This window comes from Microbulbifer sp. ALW1 (genome assembly GCF_009903625.1).
Classification (GTDB): domain Bacteria; phylum Pseudomonadota; class Gammaproteobacteria; order Pseudomonadales; family Cellvibrionaceae; genus Microbulbifer.
Genome location: NZ_CP047569.1, coordinates 180,972 through 207,045, shown reverse-complemented (window position 1 = coordinate 207,045; position 26,074 = coordinate 180,972). Strand labels below are relative to the sequence as shown.

Below are 26,074 nucleotides of genomic sequence, written 5' to 3'. Positions count from 1 at the left end.
GGAAGGTGTATGCCTGCTTTATCGAAGCAGCCTGCCGCGCAGGCATCACAGCTGTATCTGCAGTTTCTCAAGTCGGTTTCTGAAAAACAGAGCACCCTCGGCAACGGGGTGCTCATGCCCGGCTACAACCCTGCGGAGTCGGGTTGTGGCATTGTGCATATTGGTATCGGCAATTTTCATCGCGCACATCAGGCGGTGTACGTGGATGAGGTATTGCGCAAGTTCGGTGGCAACTGGCGTATCACTGCGGTAAGTCTGCGCAATCCGGATGTACGGGATCGGATGCAGTCGCAGAACTGTCTCTACACCCTGTGCGAGCGCGCATCGGGTACAGAAAATCTGCGTGTGATCGGGTCGGTGGCAAAGGTTCTGGTTGCGCCGGAAAGTCCCGATGCGGTTATTGAGGCGCTGACTTCAGAGTCTACCCATGTGGTGACAGTGACTGTCACCGAGAAAGGATATTGCCTGAAGCCAGGTGGTCGAGCCCTGGATCTGTCCCATCCCGATATTGAGCACGACGTGTTGCACCCGGGAGCGCCAAAAACCCTGGTGGGCTTTTTGCTGGCGGCCTGTCGCCTGCGCCGCGAGCGAGGACTGTCCGGTTTCAATCTTTTGAGCTGCGACAACCTGCCGAACAATGGCGCATTGCTGCGGGATTGCCTGTTGACTGCCGCGCGCCTGCAAGACAGCGGTCTGGCGACCTGGATGCTGCGGGAAATCGGTTTCTGCAGCACCATGGTGGATTGCATGGTGCCCGCTACCAGCGAGCCCATTGCCGAGAGCATCCAGCAGCGTGTGGGCTACCGCGATACCGCCTGTCTTCTGAGTGAAGATTTTCGCCAGTGGGTGATCGAAGGTAACTTTGTTGCGCCCACGCCGGACTGGCGTTCGGTAGGCGTCAGCGTGGTCGCCGATGTCGCGCCCTATGAGCGGATGAAATTACGTCTGCTAAATGGCAGTCACTCGGCGCTGGCGTTTTTGGGTGCGCTAAGTGGCTACACTTGTATTTACGAGGCGGCCACGGATGCGCAAATTAGAGCGTTTGTGATGGCGTTGATGCAGAAAGAGATATTGCCGACGCTCGTAGCGCTGCCGGATATCGACTTCGAGCAATACTGCTCCACCTTGCTTAACCGTTTCTCCAATCCCGCGGTACCTTACACCTGCCAGCAGGTGGCGTCTGACAGCAGCCAGAAATTGCCTCAGCGTATCCTTGAGCCGATGATCGAACGACTTCAGCGCGGCCAACAGAGTCCGTTGTTGACGGGGGTTGTGGCTGCCTGGCTTGCGACAATGTTCCTAGGAACTTTTTCGCAAAAAGGGTTCGAATCGCGGGACCCTGCGGCGCAGCCACTGGTGGCAATGCTCAAACGCCAGAAAGATCAGCAAAGCTTTCCCGCGCAGGACCATGTTGCGGCATTGTTGACCCATTCAGGTATCGTGCCCGGGGCTCTGCTGCAGAGTGAAGACTTTGTAGATGGAGTGCGGGATCAGCTGGCGCTGATGATCGAGGGTGGGGTGAAGTCAGCGCTTGCTGTGCTGCTTGCCAAAACCCGATAGCACACCGCACGGCGGTGCGCGACCGGGTTCTGTGTGTTGCTGAGTTCTGTGTTACCGGGTGCAGCGCGCCAGTTTACACTGGCTCCTGCTCAAAATAGGTTGCCGCTGCCGCAGTGGCATTGTCGATATGGTTGCGCATGGCCGCGCGTGCCTTTTCCGGATTGCGCTGTTCCAGTGCCAGAATAATCTTGCGGTGATCTTCGATTGACGGGTGAACGCCCTCTGCGCGCAGTCGCTCCATAAAGCCGGTACTGAGCTCCGACTGATTGCGTAGTTCCCACAGCCAGTTGACGATACCGATGATCGCAGTGTTCTGGGAAGCCTCGGCAATAATGCTGTGGAATTTCCAGTCGGCCTTTTCTGAAGCGTCCGCACGGGTCTCTTCTTCTTCCATTTCCTTGACTGCCTGCTTCAGCTCACGGATTTGCTCGCTGCTAATGCGGGCCGCCGCCAATGCACAGGCTTCCGACTCAATGATGAAGCGGGTTTCCAGAATCTCGAAGGGGCCAACTCCTTTATCGCCAATTTCTGGTTGCGACTGCTGGTACTGTTTTTGTGTGGCGTAGATACCGGAGCCGGTGCGGATCTCGATAACACCGGAAATCTCCAGGGCAATCATTGCTTCGCGAATGGTGGGGCGGCTGACCCCCAGTTTTTCCGCCAGTACCCGCTCGGAGGGCAGGCGCTCACCGGGTTTGATGGACCCATTGGTGATAAGTCGCGAGAGCTGCTCGGCAACCTTTAAATAGAGTCTTTCGGCTTTTACTGCTTGCAGTTCCACGGGTTCGCGCCCCTGTATATGAATACGGTCTGTGAATAAATCGGGCTGCGACCGGCGCAGCCCCAGGTTGGGGACATTTAACGGCAAATTGCGCTCAATGGTGAGTGCCAGGGCCATCGAGGATGCAACCTGTCTGACCACCAGTCCCAATATCCTGACGATTCTAGCGAATTCCTGCCAGCCATAGAAGTTGTTCGCAGAGTTTGTCCGTTGGCGTGAAGCAATTGCGAGCAATCGAGAGCAATTCAGTTGCAATCCAGTAGAAAACCTGAATAATCTGGTAAGGTGGCATTACCAGTTTGGGTTGGGTGAAATTTGCCCAGTCTTCTATGGGCAGGCGCTACCGCAGTTGCCTTGTGCGGCCAAATTGGTTATACCTGTGCAAAAATTCGGTAAGGCCTTGGTGCATATCTGCTGGGCAGACGACGATAAATACAACGATGTTAGAAACGACAGAGGTGGACGCCGTGAAGCTGGCAGCACTGGGAGAAGTCATGGTGGAACTGGCGCCGCAGGCGTCGGTTCAGGGGCAGGCAGGCAGCGACAAGCCGCTGCTGGCGCAGTCCTACGCCGGGGATACTTACAACACCGCGGTGTATATCGCCCGCGGCGGTGTCAGTGTCAGCTACGTGACCCTGCTGGGGGATGACCCCTACAGTGAGGAAGTGCTCACTCGCCTGGCCGGGGAGGGGATTGATACCAGCGCCATCGCGCGCATGCCGGGCCGCTGCCCGGGCCTGTACATGATTCAGAACACGCCAGACGGCGAGCGCTACTTCACCTACTGGCGCGACCAGGCCCCGGCCCGGGAGCTGTTTGCGGATGCGGACCGCCGCGAGGCGCTGAAGGCCCATTTGCGCGAGATGGACTGCCTCTACCTGTCTGGCATCACCCTTGCCATCATGAGCGCGGATGCCCGCGTCGAACTGCTGGCGTTCCTCAAGGAATACCGTGCCGCTGGCGGCCGTGTGGCCTTCGACAGCAACTATCGCCCGCGCCTGTGGAAGTCTGCCGACGAGGCGCGGGAAGCGGTGGCCGCCTTTATGGCCGTGACCGATATGGCGCTGCTGACCTTTGAGGACGAGCAGGCGCTGTGGGGCGACAAGCGCGCGGGCCAGTGTGTACAGCGCAATTCCAGGGCGGGTGTGGTGGAGTTGGTGATCAAGCGCGGCGCCGAGCCGGTGTTGCTGCAGCTCGACGGCGAACTGACCGCCATCGACGTGCCCCCGGTCAGCCGTGTGGTGGATACCACTGGCGCTGGCGACTCTTTCAATGCCGGTTACCTGGCGGCCCGTTTGCAGGGTGCCAGCCCGCAACAGTCCATCGCTGCGGGCAACCGCTGTGCCGCGCGGGTTATCGGCCACCGCGGCGCCATTATTCCGCGCGCTGAGTATCTGGCTGCTGCTGCAGAGGCGCCGGAAGCCGAGGCCTGCTGAGCAGGCTTGCGGCGGCTGGTCAGGCCCGGTGGTCGAGCCGCTTGTGAATTAACAGGTTAAAAATGCGCCGTTTTGGCGTAATATTCACCGCAAGTTGCGGGTCTACAGCGTTTTTCCTGTCGCCGTCTTGGGGAGGGATGTCCCCGATGCCACTTGCCGGGAGCTCTCGCCAGGCTCCAGCCAGGGTAAATCTGCAAAGACCGTTTGCACCCGCTGACCGGTTGTTGGTAGCATGGTATGACCAATTTGGTCTGCCATGCGTTTGGATGCCCGCTGTATCCCGGGGCCCGGCAGTACCGACACACCTGTACCCGATAAGAAATAAATCGCAGGTCACGATGATGATAACGAGAAGATTCTGGCAGCAGCTGCGCGCTGCGGCGCTGGCAGGCGCCACCATCCTGATGGCCAGCTGCGGCTTTCAGGAAGACCAGGTTGCCCTGAAGCTGGCCCACACCCTGGACCAGCAGCACTCGGTACACCGCGCCATGGTGTTTATGGATGAGCGCCTGCGAGAGTTGTCCGGCGATACCATGCGCATCGACATCTATTCCGGCGGTCAGCTGGGCAGTGAGCGCGAACTGATCGAACTGCTGCAGATTGGCAGCCTGGCCATGACCAAGGTCTCCGCCAGCCCCATGGAGGGCTTTGTGCCGGAGATGAAGGTCTTCAACCTTCCCTACGTTTTTCGCGATTCCGAACATTTCTGGAATGTGCTGCAGAGCCCAATCGGCAAAGACCTGCTGGTGGCCTGTGAGCGTGCGCGCCTGCGCGGCCTGGGTTACCTGGATGCCGGCAGCCGCAGCTTCTACATGAACGATATCGGTGTGCAGTCGCCGGCCGATCTCGCCGGCCAGAAAATCCGTGTCCAGAACAGCCAGACCGCGATCAAGATGGTCAACACCCTGGGCGGCGCCGCCACCCCGGTGAGCTGGGGCGAGCTGTACACTGCGCTGCAGCAGGGCGTGGTCAACGGTGCCGAGAACAACCCACCGAGTTTCTACCTCTCCAAGCACTACGAAGTGTCCAAGTACTACACCCTGGACGAGCACACCTATGTGCCCGACCTGCTGCTGATCAGCACCGAGGTGTGGAACAAACTGGAACCGCAACAACAGCAGTGGCTGGAGCAGGCCGTGGCCGAAGCCGTGACCTACCAGCGCAAGCTGTGGCAGGAATCCACCGAGGAGTCCCTGGCGGCCGTGAAGGCGGCAGGTGTGGAAGTCATCTACCCGGATAAACAGCCCTTTATCGATGCCGTAAAACCGCTGCACGACAGCTACAAGGGCACCGAGGTTGGCGATCTGCTGGACCAGATCAAAGCCATTAATTAATTGTTAAAAAATAAAAGCCCACTAATAACGAACGATTAAAAGTGGAAGGCAAAGATGATGCAGAAAATTGAAAAGGCCCTGGCCTTTGTGCTGGGTACGCTGCTGGCACTGATGGTGCTGGACGTGACCTGGCAGATCCTCACCCGTTTCCTGCCGATGCAGCCGAGCTCCTATACCGAAGAAGTGGCGCGCTACCTGCTGGTGTGGATCGGCCTGCTGGGCGGTGCCTACGCCTACCGCAAACGCTCCCACCTGGGTATCGACCTGTTGAGCAATGCCTTGCACGGTGCCAAGCGCCGCGCGCTGCAGATTTTTGTGGTGCTGGTGTGTTTTGCCTTCGCCGCCCTGGCGATGGTTTACGGCGGTGCCAAGCTGATGCTGCTCACCTTTGAGCTGGAGCAATACTCTGCGGCGCTGAACCTGCCGATGGGTTATGTCTACAGTGTGCTGCCATTGTCCGGCTTGCTGATCTGCCTCTTTTCCATCGATCATCTGGTCGAGCTGATTACGGCGAAAGAAGAGTTGCCGGCGGAATTCGATTCCGGGGTACATCCCTACACCGATGATGACGCTGAAGCATCGGCTTCCGGTCAGCAGAACCAACAAAAACAAAAGCAGCCCGAAGCTGCCGTCGAAGCCTAAGCGAGGAGAGTCATCGTGGAAGTTGCAGTTCTGGTATTGCTGGTCAGTTTTCTGATCCTTCTCGCGCTTAATGTGCCTATTTCCATCAGTATTGGTGCGGCTACCGTGCTCACCATGCTGTGCACCATCGATTTTGACCCGGCCATGATCACCATGGCCCAGCGTATGGCCAGCGGCATCGACAGCTTCGCGCTGCTCGCCATTCCGTTCTTTATTTTTTCCGGCATGTTGATGGGCAGCGGCGGTATCGCCCGGCGCATTATCGACTTCGCCCGCGTGCTGGTGGGCATGTTGCCCGGCGGCCTGGCGTTCGTGAACATTATCAGCTGCACCCTGTTCGGCTCCATTTCCGGTTCTGCAGTTGCGGCCACCTCGGCCATCGGCGGCTTCATGATTCCGTCCATGACCAAAGAGGGTTACGACAAAAACTTCAACACGGCGGTGACCGTGGCTTCTTCCACCACCGGCCTGTTGATCCCGCCGAGCAATATTCTCATCGTCTTCTCGCTGGCCTCCGGTGGTGTGTCCATCGCTGCGCTGTTTATTGCCGGCTACCTGCCAGGCCTGCTGCTGGCGCTGGGTTTGATGATGGTGTGTGGCGTCTGGGCGAAAGCCAAAGGCTACCCGGTCGGTGAAAAGCCCACCCTGAAAGAAGCCGTGCAGAAAACCGTGGACGCGGTGCCCAGCCTGTTCCTGATCTTTATCGTGATCGGCGGCATCATCAGTGGTTTCTTCACCGCTACCGAAGCCAGTGCCATCGCCGTACTTTACTCGCTGCTGCTTTCCTGTGTGGTGTACAAGGAAGTGAAGCTGAATCAGTTGCCGGCGCTGCTGACCAAGTCCGTTGAGACCACCGCGATCGTGATGTTCCTGATCGCCGCTTCCTCGGCCATGTCCTGGATCATGTCCTACCAGAATATTCCGCAGACCATCAGCCAGGCCCTGATCACCCTGAGTGATAACCCGCTGCTGATCCTGCTGACCATCAATCTGATTCTTCTCGCTGTGGGCGCCTTTATGGACATGACCCCGGCGGTACTGATCTTTACCCCCATCTTCCTGCCGGTAGTGACCGAGCTGGGAATGTCACCGCTGCAGTTCGGTATCGTGATGATCCTGAACCTGTGTATCGGCCTGTGTACGCCGCCGGTGGGTAGTGTGCTGTTCGTGGGGGCAAGTATTTCCAAAACATCAATCACAGCGTTGATCCGCCCGCTGATGCCCATGTACCTGATGATGTTCGTGGTACTGGCACTGGTCACCTTGGTGCCGGCCATCAGCGAGTTTCTGCCGCGCGCGCTGGGATTGATCGAGTAACCGCCCCAAAGGTTACTCATCGTTGTACCGGAGGTTGGGCTAGGCCTCCAATGTGGTATCGCCCCGCGTGGCACTTTTCATTGATTTCCTCGCATCATCTCAGGATGGTATTGCCGGGCTGTTTAGCCCGGCTTTTTTTTTGGCCTGTCCAAAGCTATTGTGTCGCGGTGTTCCTTCTCAGCTTGTCCTCGGCCGAAGCGCAGCCACTGAATGCAAAATAGATAGCTAAACTGGTGCAAATGTCGCTTTTTTCATCCATTAAGGCGCGAAAGGCTTCTCATATTGGTCAGCCGGTCGGCTAACAGGCTTTACACTCCCCGGTATTGTGGATAACCTTTCCTTCGATTTGGTATTGCCAATTGGCGTCTTATTACAAGGCCGAAATTAATAATAATGGCAAACCAATATTGCGGGCCGTCTGTCCCTTGAGGCCCATAGCGATGATGATTAGTCCCTAACTAAAGTTGTTCCCGTTATTCCCGCACGCCGTTTGCGTAGCCGGGGTGTGTCTCTCGGGTGTTGTGCCTGTGGCTGGTCGTCAGACTGGACCTGAATGCCTTATTTCAGGTTGAACTTCTAAATAATCATAAGTACGGAAGGTCACATGCAGATCAATTTGAAGAGAGCAGCGATGCTGAGTGCATTGCTGGGCACCTTCGCGGCCGCGGATGTTTCCGCGCAGGCCTCGGGGTTTGCCACACAGAACGGTGGCACCACCGGCGGAGCCGGTGGTGATGTGGTCTATGCCACCACCGGAACCGAAATTCACGCGGCCCTGTGTAACCGGGCATCCAGCGATACCCCCATCATTATTCATGTCGAAGGCACCATCAATCACGGCAATACCAGCAAGGTATCCGGTGACAGCTGCAATACCGCCGATGGCGTGATTGAAATCAAAGAAGTCAGCAACGTGTCCATTATCGGTGTGGGCAACGGGGCCTTGTTTGATGAACTCGGCATTCATTTGCGCAGCGCGTCGAACATCATTCTGCAGAACCTGCACGTGCGGAATGTGAAAAAATCGGGCTCCCCCACATCTAACGGTGGCGATGCCATCGGTATGGAAAGCAACGTGTACAACGTGTGGGCGGACCATTTGACCCTGGAAGCCCAGGGTGGTGAAAGCGACGGTTACGATGCGCTGTTCGATATGAAAGCGGAAACTAAGTACGTCACGCTTTCCTACAGCATTTTGCGCAATTCTGGCCGCGGTGGCCTGGTAGGCTCCAGTGACAGCGACAGCAACAATGGTCCTGTAACTTTCCACCACAACCTGTACGAGAATATCGACTCCCGTACACCTCTGTTGCGACACGCTACCGCACACGCCTACAACAACTACTATCGCCAGTTGAACAAGTCCGGGATGAACCCGCGTATTGGCGGTGTCATGAAAGCTGAGCACAATTACTTCGAAGATTCGAAAGATCCGCTCGGTACTTTTTACACCGACGACATGGGTTACTGGGAGGTAAATGGCAATATCTGGTCCAACGTTACCTGGACAGCGGAAGACACTGATAACCATCCTGCGGGCCCGAACCCGGTTTCCACCACTTCCGTCAGCATCCCGTACAGCTACAACCTGGATGACGCGGCCTGTGTTCCGCAGATCGTCCTCGCGGCTGCCGGTGCCAATGCCGGTCTGTTAGTGAGTGACGGTGCCTGTGAGGTCGAAGGCGGTTCCTCCAGTTCCTCCTCTTCCGGTGGCAGCTCCTCTTCAAGCAGCTCTTCGTCCAGCAGTTCTTCATCCAGTAGCTCCGGCGGAACCTCAAGTAGTAGCAGCTCAAGCAGTTCTTCCAGCAGCTCCAGCTCCTCCGGCGGCACCGGTAGCTCCGGTGGCGGTGTGCCCGCGGAACTCGGTTCCAACCTGGCACTTTCCGGCGATGCCGATGGCAGCAGCAAGGGCAGTGGCAGCAGCTACGGTAACGCGATCGATGGTGACTTCGCGAGTTACTGGCAGCCAGGTTCCAGCAGCGGTGAACGCATTTCCGCGAAAAACTTTGGCAGCAGCTTCAATACCGTCATTATTCGCGAAATTGGCGATGTGGTTCAGGCCTGGCGGTTGGTGAATAACGACACCGGTGAAGAACTGGCATCTGGCTCCAGTATTGGCGCCGAGCTCCAGGTTTATCTCGGTGATGTGAGCATGGACAAGATCAATCTGATGATCGACTCCGCTACAAGTGCACCGCAGATTGCCGAGTTTGAAATCTACAACGCCACCGGCGAGGTGAGTTCCTCGTCCTCTTCCGGTGGTTCTTCCAGCAGCTCCTCCAGTTCCGGTGGCAGCAGCTCCGGCGGTAGCGTCGATCTCGCCGTTACCACAACAGGCTCCGATGCCAACCTCAGCTGGAATGTGAGTAATATCGATATCCAGAACCAGGAGGTGTACCGCGATACGGATCCTGATCCGAGCGGCCGCGTGCGTATTGCCACCAGTGTACTGGGCAACAGTTATACCGATGCCAGCCTGGCTGACGGTACCTACTACTACTGGATCAAGGTAACCGACACTACCGGTGTCGTGACCAATTCCAACGGCGATGATGCGGTAATTGCTACTGCGGTCTCCACCCTGCAGTTGCAGGAAGCGGAAGCCGGTTTCTGTGCGGTTGATGGTGCCATCGAAACCGAGCACTCGGGCTTTACCGGTGTCGGCTATGCGAATACTGATAACGACTCGGGCATGGGCGTGGATTGGTCGGTCGTGGTACCTGCTGCGGGTACCTATACCTTGCAATGGCGCTTTGCCAATGGTTCCGGCGACCGTCCGGCGGATGTGCTGGTAAACGGTAGCAGCCAGGGTAGTGTCAGCATGGGTGAAACCGGTGCCTGGGCAAATTATGCCGACAGTGGTTCCGTTACCGTGAATCTCAGTGCGGGCTACAACAGTATCCGCCTGCAAGCGACCGCAAGCAGTGGTCTCGCCAATATCGACAGCCTGTCGGTTACCGGGGTTACACCGGTCGCTGGTGACTGCGCCGGTGGTTCTTCTTCCAGCAGTAGCAGTTCCTCCTCTGGCGGCAGCAGTTCTTCCAGCAGTAGTTCATCTTCTGGTGGCACCAGTTCTTCCAGCAGCTCGTCTTCCGGTGGTACTTCCAGCAGTAGTTCGAGCAGCTCTTCCTCTGGCGGCGGTTCTTCTTCCTCCGGTGGCGCCTTCCCGTCTCCGGAAGTGAGCAATGCCTGCTACATCCTCGCCACGGACCCGAACGTAAACTGGCGCGATTCCGCCGAGCTGGATACCGACCAGGAAATTGTCGAATGTCTGTTCCAGACCCTCGGTCGCGCAGTGGGCTATGGTGAGAATGCCATGGGCGGTTACGACCCCAACGGCAACAGCCAGCTGACCGTGATTACCAAAAACGACGCGCAGGGCCGCTCCGTAGAGCAGCAGATCCTGGATGCGGTCACCGGTGATGACTACAACTGGATCGTTTTCGACAAATTCGAGTTCGCGAACGAAACCGAAGTTTCCATGCACCGCAATCATTGCTCCGATAGCACGGTACAAGCGGCCATTGGTGGCACCGAAGCGCAGTGTAATGACTATCGCCAGTGGTGCTCGGATAACGGTATCGGTGACGAAGCATCCTGTATGGCGGAGTTCTTCAATAACCGCCTGAATGACGGTGATCTACCGATTCGCAATACCAAGATCGGTTCCCACAAAACCCTCGACGGTCGCCAGGCCAACGCTTACTTCCGCTTCAATGGCTTTGCCATCGGTGCAGATAGCAGCGGCGCGCCGACGCAAACTGCAGAACATGTGATCCTGACCAACCTCGACTTCCGTGGTGCCGGCCACACCGAAGACCACGGGCTGGATCCGGACATGATCCGCAATACCGGTGCATCCCACGAAATCTGGATTCACAAAAACACCTTCGACACCACCGGTGACTCGGCGTTTGATGTGAAAGTGGGTGCTTACAACATCACCATGAGCTTCAACAAGCTGGTGAATGTGAAGCGTGCCGCGTTGCATGGTTCCAGCGACAGCAGGACCATCAATGAGCAGATCCGCACCACCATGCACCACAACGCGTTCATTACCACCGACGATCACTACGATGCGCTGGGCAATACTCTGCGTCGTGTTCCGCTGATCCGTCGCGGTACCACGCACATGTTCAACAACTTCTTTATGAACTATCGCAAGGACATTCTCAGCGTGCGTGTTGGTGCGAGCGTGTTGTGGGAAGACAACATGTTCCTGATGAACCGCGACTTCCAGGAAAAAGACGATGTTGTCCAGGCGCTGAACGAGCGCGGTGCAGAACTCGCCCGTGACGTTGACGGCGGGAACTTCCGCACCGACGGCTCTCTGGTCTGGTTCTCTGATGCAGCCTGTAACCTGGATCCGTCACTGGTATATGAGATTACCAATGCATCTGGTTCGGTCAGTGATCTGTCACAGGATTACACTGCGTATTCCCGTGATGTTATGGCCGCTCAGAACCTGCCGGCCGGCCAGGCGATGGCGGATTACATCATTGCCACTGCGGGAGTCGACGGCGAGATACCGTTCAACTCCCCACTGGGTTACGACCAGAGCTATGTTGTTGGGCTCGGTGAGGTTGCCTGTCAGTAAGCGAGTGGACACTTTCGAAATGTCGCTCTAAGTGGCTCTAAATAGAAAAGCCCATTTGCCTTCAGGCAAATGGGCTTTTTTTACGAATGCCGCTTGTCCGGCTCAAGGGTTGAGTGGCGTACCCGGGGGCAGTATAAGATTGACGTCATTGGGTTTGATCAAGTCGAAGAGCCCCAGGAATTTACTGGCAGTCGACCTGTCGCCCGATACCTGAACGCCATCCGCCAGCTTGCCCGTGGCAATGGTTTGCAGGATTGCCGCCTTGGGGCCGCGAATGGTCACGTCCGGGGATTCCAGCTTGTCCTCGGTATAGGCCGCAATTTTGTTGCGCACCTCGAATCCGCCCTGTTCATTGGTATCGGATACGATGAACTGCACCTTCATCGCGGCGTCGCCGGCGCGTTCCGCGTTCAGGCGCACACTCATGGTTTTCATCAGGGATTTGGTGGGTAACACTTTAACGATTGCCGGATCTGCAAAGTTCCACGGCTGCGAACGGTCAATGGTTCCATCAAGTTCGCGGGCGCCGGAGATTCCATACATACGCCAGTAAATGTTGGTCTGCAGGTAACCCCAGTTTCGCAGTGCCTCCGCTTTCAATTTCCGCGCTTCCATGTCGGATGGGTCTGCATTGACGAGATGTGTCAGCAATTCTGCGGCCCAGCCGTAATTCTTTTTATCGATTGCGTCGCGCCCTTCTTTTAGCACCGCGTCTCTTCCACCCATTACGCGAACATACTGCTCGGACCGGGCTTTTGGCGCCGGGCGTGCCAATTGGGTGGGATCGCCTTCCCACCAGCCGATATAACCACCGTAAATATTGCGTACTGAGTGGGCGACAGTACCGTAGTACTCCTGTAGCCAGGGGTCACTGGCATAAGGCTCGGGAAGAACCACTTTCTCCGCCAGTTCATCGCGGGTATATCCCAGGTTGGTCCAGTAAATGGCCTGGTCGTGGACATACTGAATCGCATCGCGGTAGTTGCGGATCCTTTCCACGATAAAGTCATTTCCTTTCCAGGCTCGCATATGTGAGCCTGAATAGGTGTCGGAGTTTTTCGCGTAAGCCAGCAAAATTTCGACACCTTCCAGCCACGCTGCAACATCGCGGTATGAGGTGCCGCGCAATGTATACAGGTTAGGGAAGGTTTCCCCCTGAATGGTTTCCGATCCGTGCACGTGGCGATAGTCCGGGAAATAAACGTCAATCTCATCGGTGTCTGCGTCGCCATAGGCGTGGAACACTTCGAGGTTAACGCCCGAGATATTGAGCTTCAGCGGCTTTTCTTCGGACACGGTGTCCGTTGGCATGAAGAAAGAAAGGGGGCCGGCAGAAAATGTCGGGCCAATGGCTGCGTGAACCAGTCCATCCGCGCCTTGTTTGGGGTATCCACCTGCGTAAGCGGTGCGCTGGGTAAGAATGTTCCCCACCACGCCTACGTCGTTCACGAGATTATCGATAAAGTTTTCCGAAGCAATAATCTTGACCTTGCCCGCGTCAATATCCTGCTGTGTGACACCCCATCCAGCGGAGCCAAACGCATGATCCGGGTGGCGGTGTGTATAGATAATTGCCGTCACCGGAAGGTTTGATGCCGCGGGTACCGCCTTGATAAACGCCTCCCGGGTTGCTTTCGCACTATCATCGTCGGAACCCGGGTCGATAACGATCAGGCCGTCATCGCCGATCACTATCAGGGTGGAGGCCACCTGGAAGCCGTAGGCGTGGTAGATCTTGTCTTTCACTACCTCCTGAATCGACTCGGGCATCATCTTCGCGTATTCGGTCTGGGCTTTGGCAACGGTTGGCGCAGCGTCGGTAAATGCCAGATTTTTACCTTGCCAGATATGAGGGAGCAGATGATCGAGCACCGCTGCGTTTTTGAAGGTCGCAGGGTCTTGGCTTCGAACGGGGCTATTCAGTGGCCCGATATCTTGTGCGGTTGCAATCGCAGCCCAGGAAAAAATAACCGCGCCGCAAAGTGTTGATGCTATTTGCGTCGCAACCGTCCGTTTCGTCGACACCATTTCGATACGTCCTTTCCGTTTGATGAGGCCCGCCAGCATTTTCCCCTGAGGACTCACGCCGCAGTGATTTACGGTGCGATGTTCTCGCCGCGTTGGATCGAGTGGTAATGAAATTTCAATACAGGGGGTTGGGCTGGAAAACCTGCCCGGTGGCATGAAGGCATCAGTATAGAAGTTGATGCGCTAAGTACCGGGGAAGGCGCTTATTTATGCGTGTAAATGTGCGGAGCCATCCAAAAAAAATGCGATTGCGTGGTGGTGTGGATTGGGCCGATCCAGGTGGATGGCCGAAACCGGCCTAAAAGAAGCGGCGTAAAAACCAGCTGTCATAAATGACATACCGTTATTTGTGTTTTAGGTGCCGGTTTAGGAGCAAGGAGCCGGTGGTTGCTGAGGAATTGCCGTTACTTGCTGGCATTTTTTCCTGCGTTAGACCAAAGGGTGTAATTTTTCACGCCAATTGAATGAGTGCAAATACCGGCAGGCTTTACACATCCCATATTGTGGACTAACCTCATCGACTCTTTTGGTATTACCAACTTTTAGATTTTGGTGTCACTTAATGTAGTAATGACAAACCAATATCGGTGCCACCTGTCATTCCAGGTGAGCGCACTTCTGACTCACCATAAAACAACCGGGTCAGAGAGAAATAATAAAAATTTAAAAATGATAACAAGATGAACGTGATGAGCATTTCAGCAGCTAACCCATTTATATCCCTGGCAGGTTGACTCCTGCGTACTTCATTTTTGTCGACAGCTGATCGCTGAACAGCTGGTAAAGCGTTCGCAGCGTCTCGCGCGTTTGCCGATACCCAGAACAACAGCACAGTTGAAAAGAAACGGGCCGAGTGCCCGGATTTTTTGCACCAGTTTCATTTGTCATACCGTAGATCAAAAGGGGGCGGTAGGGCAGTGAAGGAGGGCCGGCGGCTGCACAGCCGTTGGCTAACAACAATAAAACAGAAAACCAGGAGTATTCGATGAGAGTCCCAAGCACACTGATGGCCACCTCCATGGCCGCGTTGCTGGGCAGTCTGATGACTGGCTGCAGTGACGAAGGCAGTAAAAAAGAGCTGGTGGAATTGAGCCCTATCGTGGCGGAAGATCCCGATCCGATCATTCCATCGCCGGATCCGCAACCAGAACCTGAGCCAGAACCCGAGCCAGAACCCGAGCCGGAACCCGAGCCGGAACCCGAGCCGGAACCCGAACCGGAGCCCGAACCAGAACCTGAGCCCAGCGCCTTCACCTGCCCGGAAACCGGCCTGTATTTCTGTGACGATTTCGAAGACGGTGAATTCGCCAGCAGCTGGGATGCGGTAATCGACGGTTATGGCCTCGCCGATCCCGGTGTCTTCGATATTCTCGACGAGGGCGAAAAAGGAAAGTCCCTGCGTTTTACCGCCGGTACCCGCGGTGAAAACCTGAGCGATGGCGAACTGATCCTGGTCAAGGAAGGCGCCTTCGGCAGTGTGCCTGCGGACTATTTTGTCGAGTACCGTATTCGTCCCCGCGCCAACGGCAACACCGGCAACAAATACCTGTACAGCATCGGCCGCTACCAGGGACCACTGCAGTGGTATTTCGGCGGCCTGAATATGCAGAATAGCAGCGAGTCCACCCAGGTGGAGGCGGGCTATGCCAACGGCAGTTCCGTCAGCCGCGAAGTGCAGGCGAAAAAACCGCTGTTGCTGGGTGAACAGGATGCTACCGATGGCAGCTGGTACACCGTGCGCTATGACATGGTCGGCAGTAATGTCACCGTATATCTCGACGGCGAAGAGCTGGGTACCTATTCCGACGCGGACAACCAGTACAGCACCGCTGGTCGTATCGGCTTCTTTACCTACAACCGCTCCTTTGAAGTGGACTACGTAAAAGTCGGCGATCCCGCAGTGAAGCCGGTACAGCTGACCATCGACTATACGGAACCTACCTGGGCCGCCACCGCCGGTGATCCCGCGTTGGAAATCAATGTCGTCGCGATGCAGAGCGACGGTGTCACTGCCGATTCGTTTAATGTCGTTTCCAGTGATAGCAGTGTGGCCGCGGTGGAAGTCACCGATAACCTGGTGAAAGTGATCCCGCTGGCGGAAGGCACCGCGGAAATTACCTTTATCAGCGGCTCTGACAGTAGCCTGCAGCGTAGCATCAGCGTGGAACTGGCCAAGGCTTTTGCCATGCCGACTGCGACCTACGGTGACATTGGTGCGCTGGTGACCCCGCTGCCCGGTGCCACCGGAGAGTATGAAGATACCCGCCTGAGTATCACCTTCGACAATGCGCCCACCCTGAACGAAGCCGTTGGCTCGGTGCGTATTTTCCGTGCTGATGACAACACCGAAGTGGACGCCATTCGTGCGGGCGGTGAAACCGATACCCTCGGTTACAACGGCCAGGCGCAAACCCGCGTTCTGAACGCCACGCCTTTCTATATCGATGGCAATACTCTGACCATCGCGCCGCACACCGATGTGCTGGAAGCCGGAGTGGAATACTTCGTGGCCATCAGCTCCGACCTGGTGCAGGGCGCAAAGCTGAACGGCAGCGACTTTGTCGGACTCGGTAAAGACGCCGGCTGGACTTTCACCACCCGCGCGGTACTGCCCATGGGGGCCGATGTGACCGTGGATGACGACGGTGCTGCGGACTTCCGCACGGTGCAGGGCGCGCTCAACCATGTGATGGAAAATGTCGGCGCAGACGATGCCGCCAGCATTTCCATTGCCGCTGGTGATTACCGCGAACTGCTGTTCCTGTCCGGTAAAAACAACCTCACCATCAAGGGTGCCGGTGCCGATCAGACCCGTATTCACTACGCCAACTACGAGGCGCTGAACGGTGGCTCCGAAGGCCGCGGTCTGTTCCTGGTGAAGGGTGGTGACATGCTCACCCTCGAAGACCTCACCATCGAAAATACCCACCGCCGCACCGGTGGTGGCGACCAGGCGGAAACGATTTACTTCAACAGTGAAGGTCGCCTGATCGCGCGTAACGCCGCGTTTATTTCCGAGCAGGACACCCTGTTGCTGAAGGGCTACAACTGGTTCCACAACTCGCTGGTTGCGGGCAACGTGGACTTTATCTGGGGTTACAGCACCGCCACCGTGTTTGAAGACACCGAGATTCGTTCTCTGGGGGATTCCAAAAGCACCGAGGCCACCAGCTCCGGCGGCTACCTGCTGCAGGCGCGCACCCCGGATCCCGCCGCCCCCGGTTTTGTATTCCTGAATGCAAAACTGACCCAGGGCGCGGGTCCCACCGGTGTCACCATCGAGCAGGGCACCACCCACCTGGCGCGCAGTGGTGGTAGCAGTAGCTATTACGACAACGTCACCTTCATCAACACCGCCATGGACACCCACGTTGCCGACATTGGCTGGGCTTACGAAGGTATCAACGGCCAGCCTGCACCCAACCCGGTTACTGCTTCGGCAACCGGCGGTTGGCGTGAATACGGCAGCACCGACCTGGCCGGCAGCCCCCTGGACCTGTCCAAGCGTTGCGACGGCAATGGCAGCTGTTACGAGCTGAGTGCGGAAGAAGTGGCGGCGAGCTTCTGCTCCCGCGCGCAGATTTTTGCCAGCTGGAACAGTGGCGAAGGTTGGGACCCCTATCCGGAAGACACCAGCGACGATTACTGTGTGACGGGCTCGGGTGCTCCTGAGGGAATCTGGCGCGCAACCGATGTGAAACTCGGCGGTACCACCACCGGTATTTCCGGCAGCATCGACGCGGAGACCGAAGACAGCGTCACCTTCACCGTCGAAGGCGGCAAATTTGAAACCCGCAAGTTTGCTTTCTTTATGGCCTCAAAAGAGGTCACCGGTGATTTCGTCCTTACTGCAAAGGTGAAATCTGTTGGCTCACTGCGGGAGAGTTCCTCCTACCAGTTCCAGGCGGGCCTGATGCTGTGTGAGTGCGACGCTACCAGTGCCACCAGCAGTCCGCTGGCGCATATCGGTATCAACGATATCACCGCGGATGAGGCGGTTGATCTGGTGGCCAGCTACGGCCACGTCACTGCGGATGATGCAGGTTGGGGCAAAACCGGTGATACGCCGGTCACGCCCGGCGATTCGCTCTACTACAAGTTGGAGCGTTCCGGTCAGTCCTACTCCGTTTCCTATTCCGCGGACGGCGGCGTTACCTACACCGGCATTGGCGGTAGCGGTTTTACCGACCTGGCGGACACCGTAAACGTCGGTATGTACGCGGCGCCCAACGGCAGCGGTGCACAGACTTTTGTGTTTGAAGATATCCAGCTGGTTCAGTAATCAACTGGAAAAATAAACCGTAAACAACCGTAAATAAAAGGCCCCGCGTACTGCGCGGGGCTGATTTTTCAGGATGTACACTATGCAACAGTCCTTGCGTTCACTACTGGCCCTGGCACTCTGCGCCAGCCTTACCGCCTGTGGGGGTGGCAGCGACGGTGGTAATGCCTCCGGCAGTTCGTCGAGCAGTTCCAGCAGTTCTTCATCGAGCTCCTCCAGTTCTTCATCCAGTTCCTCAAGCTCCTCCAGTAGCTCGTCTTCCAGTTCGTCGAGCAGTGGCTCGTCCAGTAGTTCTGGTTCCAGTAGCTCGGGGTCCAGCAGCTCAAGTTCCGGGTCGTCTGGCGGCAGCGCCGATGGCGGTTTTGCCGGTTACCAGTACAGCCTCACCGGCGGTGCTGGCGGTCTGGTGTACACCGTCAACAACGGTGCCGACCTACAGGACAAGCTGGATGCAGCCAAAGATGCGAGCCAGCCGGTGACCATCTACATCGATGGCACCATTACCGATTTCAACACCGGTACCGGCGCCAGTATCCAGATCAAGGATATGGATAACGTGTCGCTGATTGGTGTCGGCGAAAACGGCGAGTTTGACGGTATCGGCCTGTCCATCCGTCGCGCCAACAACATCATCGTGCAGAACCTGCTGTTCCATGAAGCCTGGCCCGGCCAGGAAAAAGATGCGATCAGTATCGAGGGCGATGACGACGGCTCTACCACCGGCCATATCTGGATCGACCACTGCGAACTTTACAGCTCGTTGACTGTGGACAAGGACTACTACGATGGCCTGATCGATTCCAAAAGCGGTGCGCGCTACATCACCCTGTCGTACAACTATCTGCACGACTCCTGGAAAACCTCACTGCATGGCCACACTGAAAATGACACCAATCCGGATACCGATCGCCTGGTGACCTTCCACCACAACCGCTTCGAAGATCTGGAATCCCGCGTGCCCTTGTACCGTCACGGCAAGGGCCACGTGTACAACAACTACTACAACAATATCCACTCCACTGCGATCAACAGCCGCGCCGGTGCAGAAATGCTGATCGAACACAATGTGTTTGAAAACACCCAGAACCCGGTGGTGTCTTTCTATTCCGATGTGGTGGGTTACTGGAATCTGAACGGCAATGTGTTTGGCAGCGGCGTCACCTGGACCAGCGGCGGCGGCACCGACATCACCGCACAAAATGGTGAGTCTACCTCCGACTACACCGTGCCCTACGAGTACACCCTGGATTCCACCGACGGCCTGAAGGAATACATCATCGCCAACGCCGGTCGCGGCAAGCTGGATCAGTCCGATCTGGAAATTCCCGACCCGGTGACTCCGGTAGATGAAGTGCCGGTGGAAGAAGAACCCACTATTGAAGATGTGGCGCTGCCCTACAGCGAAAACTTTGCGACTGATACCGCAACCTTCTTCACTAACAGCTATCGCGACCTGACCGGTGCACCCGGCAGCGGCACACCCATGTACCACAAGGTCACCGGTACCGCAGAAATCCAGAGCGGCGCTCTCAGCCTGACCGGTAGCCGCGTATCCATTGGCAACAGCACGCCGGACGTCAGCACCTCCAGTGGCGATGGCAACACCGGCGTGTTCGACCTGAGTGTGCCCTGGCAGATTACCTTTACCGTGGTCAGCGTGGGCGGCGATACCAGTCGCAACTTCCAGCTCTATGTGGATAACAACACACCATCCAGCGGTAACTCCATCTGGGGCAGCGCTTCCAAGTTCCATCAGGTGCTGCTGACCGATCTGGTGGCGGGCGAGACTTATACGGTCACAGGCCTGACCGCCAGTGCCAATTCGTTCGTGACCCTGAGAACCGAAAGTGGTGCCACGGTGGTGGTCGATGACATCTCCATTGAGGCGGCGCCCTGAAATAGCGCCCTCGGTCAGCCAGGTCAAATAGTGGTCTGGCCGATTTTGATCAGAAAAGCACCGCTTTAGGCGGTGCTTTTCTACATGTAATTACGGTTTTTTTGTAGTTTAACTACATGAATAGTGCTTTTTGCCCACAATTTGTGCGGCAAAGAGTGAAATCCCGCCTGCCTGACACAAGTCACAAATAACTTCATTACCAATTGGTACAAACGGTTGTATATGCCTAACCAATCTGGTTAGATTGCCAAACCAATAAGTATTAAAGCTGGGCCTGGATGGTTACCGAGCACGCAAAGTGCAGCATCCAGGAGACGTATCCAGGCTCATAAAAATAATGACTAACAATGAGAGAGAAGGGGTGAGCATGAAACCTTTACCTTGGGCAAAGTCCGCACTCGCGCTGTGCATTATGGGGACGCTGACCGCCTGTGGCGGCGGTGGCACTGATGAGAACAACCAGGGAGATGTGGTTACTACACCGCCTCCGGTTTCCAGCAGTTCCTCCGGCGGTAGCTCTTCCAGTGGTGGTTCATCCGGCGGCGGCGCCGAGGGTCCCATCCTTTCCGAAAACTTCGGTGACGACCTGTTCGTCAACTTCGACGAAGCCGATACCCAGTTTTTCTTCAGCCAGGAATACAAAGCCCTGGCCACCAACAATGCCGAAGATGCCTGGCCGTCTTTCTTCTATCCCACCTGCTGTTTCTTCCTGAATGACAATCCCGCAGACGGCGTAGAAGTTTCACTGGACCAAATGGGCATTGTCAGCGACGCGGGCAACCCGGCCATGCTGCTGAACACCGGCCGTTTCAGTGCCGGCCAGACCCGCCTCAGCATCGACGACTCCGATCCGAAAAAAGACACCACCACCTCTGACGATGTAACCACCTGGGGTGAACTGGATCTGAGCAGTCCTTACCGTATTTCGTTCTGTGTGAAAGATGCTTCCGGTACCCGCAACATGCAGGTGTATGTGGATAACAACACCTCCGGTGAAGCCAACTCCGTATGGGGCGGCGGCGGTTCCGGTTCGCGTATCTTCAACGTGCCGGCAGCAGACCTGATCCCGGGCAAGCGTGTACAGATCAATGTACCCGGCGATATCGCCTACGAGCAGGGCGGCGAAGTAAAAGACGTGCGCCCGGCGCAAGTGGGCAGCGCGACTTCTTTCCTGCAGTTCCGCGTGGAAGGCGGCAGCTCGATTATTTTCGATGACCTGCTGGTAGAGCGTCAGGAAGACGACGGCCAGGCAGACCTGCCGGCCTGTACCGTATTCCAGCCGGCCACCGCGCCGGAAGCACCGGAGGCCCCGAGCCTGTTTGCCACCGACGCACAGATGTCCGTTAGCTGGGCTTCTGCGATAGGCGCGACTTCTTATGACGTGGCCTATAACACCAGCGACGATGTAAATACCGCAATGCTGGTTGAAGGCCTCACCGAAACCACCACCACCCTGACCGAGCTGACCAACGGCAGCACATACTCTGTATGGGTGCGCGCAGTGAACAACGTCGGCGCCGGCGACTGGAGTGAAGCGACCACCGCAACACCGGAAGCACCGGTGGGCGACAGCTGTACGCCGACCACTTCCGTGGATCCGTCTGCAACCAACAGCATTATGTGGAATGTCTACGACGGCTGTGGCCATCCGGGTGAGCTGGGCTCCGTGGTAATCAACGGCAGTGAAGCGACCAACTTCAGCTTCAGCGATGAAGAGTTGCCCTGGTTCGAAGTGAGCGACCTGGGTGTAATGACCATGGATACCCGGGAAGGTGATGACAATACCAAACCGGTTGGTGACCTGGACGGCGTGATTGCCGGCGATGCCACCATCTATCCAAAGCACTTCACCTTTATCGCCCGTATCGACACTTCGCTCGCGACCACGCTCGACAGTGTGCGCGGTTTCGAGATCGAAACCCACCTGGGTGATGGCGGCGTTGCCGATCGCGGTCCCGCTCGCATCAAAACCATCCTGCGTCCAGACGGCAACAAGATCCAGTTGGACAAGTTCCTGTCTGACGATTCCACTGCGGAAGTGGACATGGATATGACCGATGGCTATCACATTTACCAGATCAGCTTTGTGGTGAATGATCCTGCGACGGCCGGTGACGAATACATCACCTCTAAGGTTTACCGCGATGGTGTCGAAGTCGGCAGCTTTACCGGTAACGGCCGTGATGGCGGTAACAGCGGCAGCCGACTGCGCATCGGTGAAGGTTCTGGTAGCCCGTTCTATGCCGACGTCGACTGGCTGGTATGGACCGACAGCGCCGCAGCCGCAAGCCTGACCCCGGCTGAGCTGGTGGGTGAGCTGCCGGCGGGTATCGGTGAGTTGGATGTTTACGCCGGTACAGATGCAAGTGCCGCGTTTGAAGAAAGCTTCAACGGTGTCGGCCTGGTGGAAGATTCCGAAACCGAAGATACCAACTTCTTCAGCGCCGATTACCGCGGTCTGTCTTCGGATGCCAGCAAGCCGATGTTCAACGTCACCAGCGGTAGCTCACGCATTGCCGTGGCCGACGGCGCCCTGGCTATCCACAACGCGCGCTTCTCCATTGGTGATGCGACTCCGGATGTGGACACCGCGGATACCGATACCAGCGGCCGCGGCGACCTCGACCTGAGCAAGCCGTACATCATCACCTTCGATGTGCTGGAAAACCCCAACACCTCTGTAGAGACCGGCAAGTGCCAGGTGTATATCGACAACAACACCTCCAGCTCCAGCAAGTCCATGCACGGTGGGGATTCCAAACTGGTTGAGAAGTTTGCGGCCCAGCTGGCGGATGGCGATCAGCCCACCGGCACCGTGACCATCACCAGCGACCCGGAAGATCACGTGGGTACTGCCAACTCCTTCCTGCAGGTGCGCTGTGACAGCGGCACGGAAGACAAGGCAGTCGTGATCGATAACTTCAAGGTCAGCTACCAGTAATCAGCGTCACTCACAGGATGCATTGGTAAGGTGCGCCGCCGGCAAGCGAGCAGTCTGTCGGCGGCCAGAATAAAACATCGCAACGGCCACAACGGAAACGGGGCCGGAATAAAAACGATGGGAGAGTCAAAAATGGCTTATAAAAAACAGATTCTCGCCGTGGCCATCGCCATGGCTGCTTCCTCAAGTCTTGTGGCACAGGAAGCGGAAAAAGAGCAGCAGGAAGATTCCAGCTTTGCGGTTGAAGAAGTCTACGTAGAAGGTGTGCGCAGTGCAGACCTGAACGCCCGCGCCGCTGAGCGCGACAAAGACAACTTCAGCTCCGTGGTAACCCAGGACGACGCCGGTAACTTCTCCGACCAGAACGTGGCCGAGCTGCTGCAGCGCATGCCCGGTATCACCCTGCAGAAAAGTGAAGGTGAAGGTAAGTTCGTCAACCTGCGCGGTCTCGGCGCCGGCATGGTGAGCGTGCGTATGGATGGCGGCGCCATGGCGAACGCCGGCGGCGGTACCAACGAAACCCTGGAAGACCGTGCCTTTTCTCTCGACAGCCTGCCGTCCGACGTACTGCAGTCCATCGAGGTTAACAAATCCTTGACCCCGGACATGGAGCTGGATGCCATTGGTGGCTCCATCAACGTGAGAACCCTGTCGGCACTGGACCGCGGCAAAAGCAGCCTGAAATTCCGTGCACAGAACTATTACCAGGACCAGGTAGAAGCGGATTCTCCCAAGGTGACCTTGCAGGGCACCAACCTATTCCTGAACGACACCATTGGTGTGGCCTACACCGGCTCCTGGGAAAAGCGTAAAACTCGCGGCTTCCAGACCAAGCATCACTCCGACACCCTGCCACAATACGTGGATATGGGCAGCGACCAGATGCTGATCCCGTGGGAATTCACCAACTACGAAGAAAACGCCGAGCGCGAGCGTATCGCGGGCTTGTTGAACCTGGAATACGCGCCCAACGACAACAGCCGTTATCACCTGAAGCTGAACCACACCAGCTACTCCGATAACGACATCGCCATGCGCGAGTACTACCGCTTCAACTGGGCCAACGGCGACGAAGACCTGGCATTTATCGATAAAGAAAATCAGGTATTTGGCGGCAGCAGTGTCGACCTGCAGCAGCAGTTCTTCATCCAGGAATCCGAAGTCACCACCGATACCGTCTCCCTGGGTGGTGAAAACCGCTTCGGCGACGGCTGGGAAGTGGACTACGAAGTGGTTGCCTCCCGCAGTGAAAACGCCAAGCCCGACGGCCGCCGCGTACAGTTCCGCCTGCGTGAACTGAATGCCATCGGCAGCTACGGCGACGACTTCCTGAACGGCCAGCTGATCTCCGGCCCGCAGCTCGACGAGCTGGCGGAAACCGGCAGCATCACCACCGGTGCGGTATCCGGCCCCAACGGCTACCAGTACGGCAAGGTCAAGCAGCCGAACCTGAACTACGACAACCTGTTCCTGGAAGATGCCCTGCGCACCGACGAGGTAAACCAGTTCTCTTTCAACCTGCGTCACGACTGGGATGCAGGCATGGTCAACTATGTGAAGACCGGTGTGAAAGTGAACCAGCGCAGCCGCACCAACGACAAGAACCGTGCGAGCATCGTACCGTTTGACCGCGCCGTAGCCGGTTGTGCGGGCGACCTGGAGTGTGTGTCCCTGGCCGGTGCCCGTCTCGGTGACTTCACCACTTACGTACCGCTCAACGGCAGCTTCGACCACGCGATGATTACCCGCGAGGACGCCGAGCGCCTGATCAACGGTACCCGCGCCATCGGTGACAACTACGACCCGGAACAGCAGGAACTGGATTCCACCAAGCTCGACTATGAGCTGAGCGAAGATACCGCTGCGGCCTACCTGATGGCCGAAGTGCAGGTACTGCCGCAAGCCACCCTGATTGCCGGTGCGCGTTACGCCTACACCGACTTCAAATCTACCGGCTACATGGCGCTGCGCAACGACCGCAACGAAGATACCCAGGGCCTGGAGTCTCTGGATATCGCGCTGCCGCTGGAAGAAACCGGCAATGACTATGGCCTGTTCCTCCCTGCGCTGCACTACCGTCACGAGCTGAGCGACAACCTGCTGGGCCGCGCGTCCATCTGGACCAGCTTCTCCCGCCCGGATTTCGGTAAGAGCCGCGCCTTCTTCGAAGTGACCGACCGCGTTGTCTTCTGTAACACCGATCCGGATTACACCGGTGAAGAAGTCTGCTCCGACGACCCGAATGCCATCGGTGCCTCTCGCGGCGGCGACCTGGCATACCAGGCCGAGTTCTTCGAAATGTCGGCGGACAACACCGTGCGTATCGGTAACCCGGGCCTGGATCCCATGCGCGCAACCAACCTGGACCTGTCTCTGAGCTACTACGGCGAGAGCACCTTCCTGGAAGGCGCACTCTTCTATAAAGACATCCAGGACTTCATCGTCGACGCCAATGGCGTGAAGTTGAATATCGGAAGCGACCTGTCCTTCGTACTGCCGACAGACCAGGTCACCATGTTCAATATCCCCGGTGACACCACCCTGACCAACGTCAACACCTACCTGAACGGTGAATCCGCTAAGGTATACGGTCTTGAGTTGAGCGCCAGCCACTACTTTGATGGCCGGTGGGAAAATCACGACATCGGTCGCTACCTGGACAACATCTTCATCCAGTCCAACCTGACCCTGCAGACCAGTGACGGTAACGTGGGCGACTCCGTACGCGTTGGCTCCATCCAATTGCCGGAAACTGCCGATACCGCCGCCAACCTGACCCTGGGTTGGGAGAACGACGACTTCTCCGTGCGCTTCATCGCCAACTACACCAGTGAAATCCTGAAGCGTATCGGCGGTTGTACCGCGGATGATATCGCTGCAGACAACGAGCTGGGCTACGCCGCCAACTGTCGCGCCTGGGCGGATATGTACCAGGACGAGTCCCTGACCTTTGATGTGAAGGCGACTTACCGTATTGCCGATGGCATCCGCGCTTACTTCGATGCCGTGAACCTGTCCGACAACGTCGACCAGCAGTTCTTCTCCGGCAACGCGGATTCCGGTGGTCACATCCTCTACAACGTGGAAGCTTACGGTCCCTCCTACCAGTTGGGCCTGACCGTCGACTTCTAAGGTTGTATTCAAGTTTTGCCATTGTTGCCCCGCTCTGCGGGGCTTTTTTCGCTTTGGGGTACCGGAAATAGCCGGGCACCAGTTCCATAAAACCCGGTTCCCGATTCATCGGCGGGACGTGATGTGT

At 57.0% G+C, this 26,074-nt stretch carries 12 protein-coding genes; 10 read left to right on the top strand and 2 right to left on the bottom strand.

The window, feature by feature from the left end; all coding sequences use genetic code 11:
* Window positions 1-9: 9 nt before the first annotated feature.
* Window positions 10-1,560, top strand: a complete 1,551-nt coding sequence (locus tag GRX76_RS00835) for a mannitol dehydrogenase family protein (protein WP_160151561.1) — start codon at window positions 10-12, stop codon at window positions 1,558-1,560.
* Window positions 1,561-1,633: 73 nt separating this feature from the next.
* Here the strand turns inward: GRX76_RS00835 and GRX76_RS00830 are convergent, their stop codons facing one another.
* Window positions 1,634-2,482, bottom strand: a complete 849-nt coding sequence (locus tag GRX76_RS00830) for a FadR/GntR family transcriptional regulator (protein ID WP_236250491.1) — start codon at window positions 2,480-2,482, stop codon at window positions 1,634-1,636.
* A gap of 326 nt (window positions 2,483-2,808) precedes the next feature.
* On the opposite strand from GRX76_RS00830, the gene GRX76_RS00825 reads away from it, so the two are divergent.
* The 5 genes from GRX76_RS00825 (at window position 2,809) to GRX76_RS00805 (ending at window position 11,667) form a co-directional block, all read left to right on the top strand.
* A complete protein-coding gene (locus tag GRX76_RS00825; protein ID WP_236250490.1) occupies window positions 2,809-3,777 on the top strand; it encodes a sugar kinase in 969 nt (322 codons plus the stop codon).
* Between the two features lie 341 nt (window positions 3,778-4,118).
* The gene (locus GRX76_RS00820; RefSeq protein WP_160151559.1) at window positions 4,119-5,111 is read left to right on the top strand and encodes a TRAP transporter substrate-binding protein; all 993 of its coding nucleotides are present in this window, start codon (window positions 4,119-4,121) and stop codon (window positions 5,109-5,111) included.
* 54 nt (window positions 5,112-5,165) lie between these two features.
* A complete protein-coding gene (locus tag GRX76_RS00815) occupies window positions 5,166-5,753 on the top strand; it encodes a TRAP transporter small permease (protein WP_160151558.1) in 588 nt (195 codons plus the stop codon).
* A gap of 15 nt (window positions 5,754-5,768) precedes the next feature.
* Window positions 5,769-7,070 carry a TRAP transporter large permease gene (locus tag GRX76_RS00810; protein WP_160151557.1) on the top strand — a complete coding sequence of 434 codons (1,302 nt, stop codon included), beginning with the start codon at window positions 5,769-5,771 and terminating at the stop codon, window positions 7,068-7,070.
* 604 nt (window positions 7,071-7,674) lie between these two features.
* On the top strand, window positions 7,675-11,667 hold the full coding sequence (locus GRX76_RS00805) for a CBM35 domain-containing protein (RefSeq protein ID WP_160151556.1): 3,993 nt from the start codon (window positions 7,675-7,677) through the stop codon (window positions 11,665-11,667).
* Window positions 11,668-11,769: 102 nt separating this feature from the next.
* On the opposite strand, the gene GRX76_RS00800 is transcribed toward GRX76_RS00805, so the two are convergent.
* Entirely contained in the window at window positions 11,770-13,539 is a 1,770-nt protein-coding gene (locus GRX76_RS00800) for an alkyl sulfatase dimerization domain-containing protein (RefSeq protein ID WP_201276879.1), read from the bottom strand.
* 1,141 nt (window positions 13,540-14,680) lie between these two features.
* Between GRX76_RS00800 and GRX76_RS19130 the strand changes: the two genes are divergently transcribed.
* The 4 genes from GRX76_RS19130 (at window position 14,681) to GRX76_RS00780 (ending at window position 25,947) form a co-directional block, all read left to right on the top strand.
* The gene (locus GRX76_RS19130; protein WP_201276878.1) at window positions 14,681-17,977 is read left to right on the top strand and encodes a pectinesterase family protein; all 3,297 of its coding nucleotides are present in this window, start codon (window positions 14,681-14,683) and stop codon (window positions 17,975-17,977) included.
* 82 nt (window positions 17,978-18,059) lie between these two features.
* Window positions 18,060-19,874 (top strand): polysaccharide lyase family 1 protein, encoded by a 1,815-nt coding sequence (locus GRX76_RS00790; protein WP_201276877.1) that lies wholly within the window; start codon window positions 18,060-18,062, stop codon window positions 19,872-19,874.
* A gap of 367 nt (window positions 19,875-20,241) precedes the next feature.
* Entirely contained in the window at window positions 20,242-22,815 is a 2,574-nt protein-coding gene (locus GRX76_RS00785; RefSeq protein WP_160151553.1) for a fibronectin type III domain-containing protein, read from the top strand.
* 132 nt (window positions 22,816-22,947) lie between these two features.
* Complete coding sequence (locus GRX76_RS00780) at window positions 22,948-25,947, top strand: TonB-dependent receptor (RefSeq protein ID WP_160151552.1); 3,000 nt, start codon at window positions 22,948-22,950, stop codon at window positions 25,945-25,947.
* Window positions 25,948-26,074 lie beyond the last annotated feature (127 nt).